Source organism: Lentilactobacillus parafarraginis DSM 18390 = JCM 14109, from assembly GCF_001435895.1.
Lineage (GTDB): Bacteria > Bacillota > Bacilli > Lactobacillales > Lactobacillaceae > Lentilactobacillus > Lentilactobacillus parafarraginis.
The window spans coordinates 1-2,792 of record NZ_AZFZ01000129.1 but is presented as its reverse complement, the minus strand read 5'-3'; the positions used below and the strand labels follow the sequence as shown (position 1 = coordinate 2,792).

Sequence of the window (2,792 nt, the reverse complement as noted above, 5' to 3'; positions counted from 1 at the left end):
ATTTACCGTCCATGACAGGGATTGCTGACCCAAATTTACGTCAACTGATGACCAACTTGATTATTGAACTCTATAAGTATCAGGCCGAAAGTGAACGTAAGCGAATCATTGAGCGCCAGCAGCAAGGGATTGCCTTAGCTAAGCAGCAGGGTAAATATCATGGGCGCAAACCCCAATACACCCAAGACGATCCCCGCTTGCAACATGCTTTTGAGCTTTACGAGGCAGGCATGAGTGATGTCGATGTTGCCCGTAATACCGGCATTAAACGGACAACCTTTATCAGGTATCGCAAGAAATATAGAATCTTTAAAAATGAGCTTTTAAAATGAGCTAATCGCCAGCTTAATTATTTAATAAATTGTTTATTTATTTGTCTACTAATGATATAATTAAGCTAGATGAAGGAGGTATCAAGATGAAGATTATTACTTTTACTGCTATCAAGGGTGGTGTTGGTAAAACAACCTTGACTTTAAATTATGGTGATTGGTTAGCCAAACATGGTAAGAAGGTTCTATTAATCGATTTAGACCATCAGTGCAATTTAACAACCGTTTTTGAAAAGACACGACGAAACAATACCATCGCTGAAGCGTTTAAAGAAAATGACAATGCTCAAAAAGTAAAAATTGACAGTGTCGGACCGAATCTAGATTTAATAGCCGGTTTTATAGACCTAGATGTTTTAGGAAGTTATCTAGAAAATAACAGTAACAAAGAAATGATGTTGTTCATGTGGTTTAAAAACAACTCCGATTCATTAAGCTTAACCGACTATGACTATATCTTAATTGATACGCACCCAGATTTTAGCACTATCACAAAAAACGCTATTGCTATCAGTAATTATCTGCTTAGTCCCATTACACCCAGTGAACATGGCTACAATGCCAAGTTTGACCTAGAAACACGACTCGAAAAATTTAGAAAATCACTTTTTGACTATCGAACTGGCGAAACTTACGTTGACGCAAAGCTTTTCTTTATCGGTAATATGATTAGACATAATACAAGCATGTCTCGCGATTTGCTAAAACACATAGAAGGCGATGAAACAGTCGCAACTATAATTCCCGAAAGAGAGCTCTTTAATAAAGCTACTGCAAGGCACGCTTCAATATTTGAATTAGCCAATCATGATGAATCCATTTTAAAGCAAAATCAAAGGTTCATAGAACACGCCGATCATCTTTTTCAAGAATTAGCAAATAAAACCAAGTAAGGAGAGTTAGATTATGAGTTTAGATTCATTCAACTATAAAAAAGACAAAGAAATGAGAGAAAGTTACGAAGCTACATTGAAAGACAACAAGAAAGATGCAGTCGCATTTTTGAAAAATATCAGCCGAAAGGAAGTAGAGCGTAAGCGATCAGTGACCTTCTCAATTACTGAAAGTCAACTTAAAAAAATGGATACGGCTGCCCGAAAAAACGGATTTAAAAATCGTTCCGAATTCTTAGCTTCAATCATAGATGCAATTTAGCAACTAAATAAATAAATCACAAATTAATCAAGCAAATAAACACGCAATTTATTTGCTTGATTAATTTGTGATTAGGTAAAAACTAGTAAAGTGCACTAAACCAAATACGGTTGCCTGTAGGTAAGCGCTATGCTAGACTAAGATTAATTTAACAACCGAATAAATAGATCAAGCTAAACAGAAAAATCCCCGATTCACGAGGAATCGGGGATTTTAGGTTTAGCAAGTAGCTAACAGGGAGCTACTTAGATTCAGACGATTTAGACCGCCAAGTTAAAATCGTCTGAACATTGTTCTTAATTTGTAGGTTAATTATACTGCAAACCAGTCCTATGGGACAAGTGAAGGATAGTTAAAAACAAATTAAATCCAATGGGCTAAGTGGCTAACCAATGCTATTTAGTCCATTTTTGTTGTTAGAAATTAAAAAAAGTTGCCGTATGGGCAACCCAGAATAGACACATGCCGGTGAATTTACAAAGCCGATCACGTCCAATGTTCGCTTTGTAATTCAGTTAAAGCATATCAGATTTGTATTTTAAAACAAGTCAGATGTTTTAGCAACTCTCTTTAAGACGGCGTGTGTCAGTTAAGAAAGGGAGCTTTTATTATGGATCAATCAAACTTCAACTTTACAAATGCTAAAAGGGCCTATGAAGTAAAGTTCTACGCTTTGCCGCAGATCTTACTCCAAGGGGAAAAATATAAGGATCTTAGCGATAGTGCCATTTTACTTTATTCGGTGTTACGCGATCGTCTAAGTTACTCACTAAGCAATAATTGGGTTGACGAAAATAACAACGTATATTTCATATACACAAACAATGAACTAAAAGATTTACGAAACTGGTCAAATAATAAAATCAATAAGATTAAACACGAATTAATGGACGCAAACCTTTTGTATCAAAAACATATGGGTTTTAATCCAAGATCAGGCAAAAACGAACCAAATAGATTATATTTGGCAGATTTGGAAGTAACAGCAAAAGACATTTATATTAAGCGAGAACCAGAAAAATCGTTTGAATCCCTTGATACAAGCGGACTTCTCAAAAAGAGAAACCCGCATGATACCGTTGAATCCCTTGATACAAGCGGACTTCTCAAAAAGAGAAACCCGCATGATACCGTCTCTTACACGTCTGAATCCCTTGGTACAAGCGGACTTCTCAAAAAGAGACAAGATCTAGACTATACTAATAATTTAGATACTAATAGATACAATATAGATACTCAAAAGTTGGACTTTTCCACAGCCAATTTTTCACCAACAGAACTAGAAAAGCAAAACCAGGATTTGGT

At 35.8% G+C, this 2,792-nt stretch carries 4 protein-coding genes; all 4 read left to right on the top strand.

Features of this window, described 5'->3' with window-relative positions; all coding sequences use genetic code 11:
• Positions 1 to 332: helix-turn-helix domain-containing protein (locus FD47_RS14125; protein WP_156404164.1), on the top strand; the 332-nt coding region annotated here is incomplete at its 5' end.
• 86 nt (positions 333 to 418) lie between these two features.
• A complete protein-coding gene (locus tag FD47_RS14120; RefSeq protein WP_054736646.1) occupies positions 419 to 1,225 on the top strand; it encodes a ParA family protein in 807 nt (268 codons plus the stop codon).
• Positions 1,226 to 1,238: 13 nt separating this feature from the next.
• Positions 1,239 to 1,487: a ribbon-helix-helix domain-containing protein gene (locus tag FD47_RS14115; RefSeq protein ID WP_054736644.1), complete on the top strand. Its 249-nt coding sequence runs from the start codon at positions 1,239 to 1,241 to the stop codon at positions 1,485 to 1,487.
• Between the two features lie 610 nt (positions 1,488 to 2,097).
• Positions 2,098 to 2,792 (top strand): replication initiator protein A (locus FD47_RS14110; protein WP_162260760.1); only part of this gene is annotated, 695 nt, incomplete at its 3' end.

Excerpts from the sequence above, each read along its gene's own strand:
- FD47_RS14120 (WP_054736646.1), top strand. The coding sequence starts at position 419 with ATGAAGATTATTACTTTTACTGCTATCAAGGGTGGTGTTGGTAAAACA.
- FD47_RS14115 (WP_054736644.1), top strand. The coding sequence starts at position 1,239 with ATGAGTTTAGATTCATTCAACTATAAAAAAGACAAAGAAATGAGAGAA.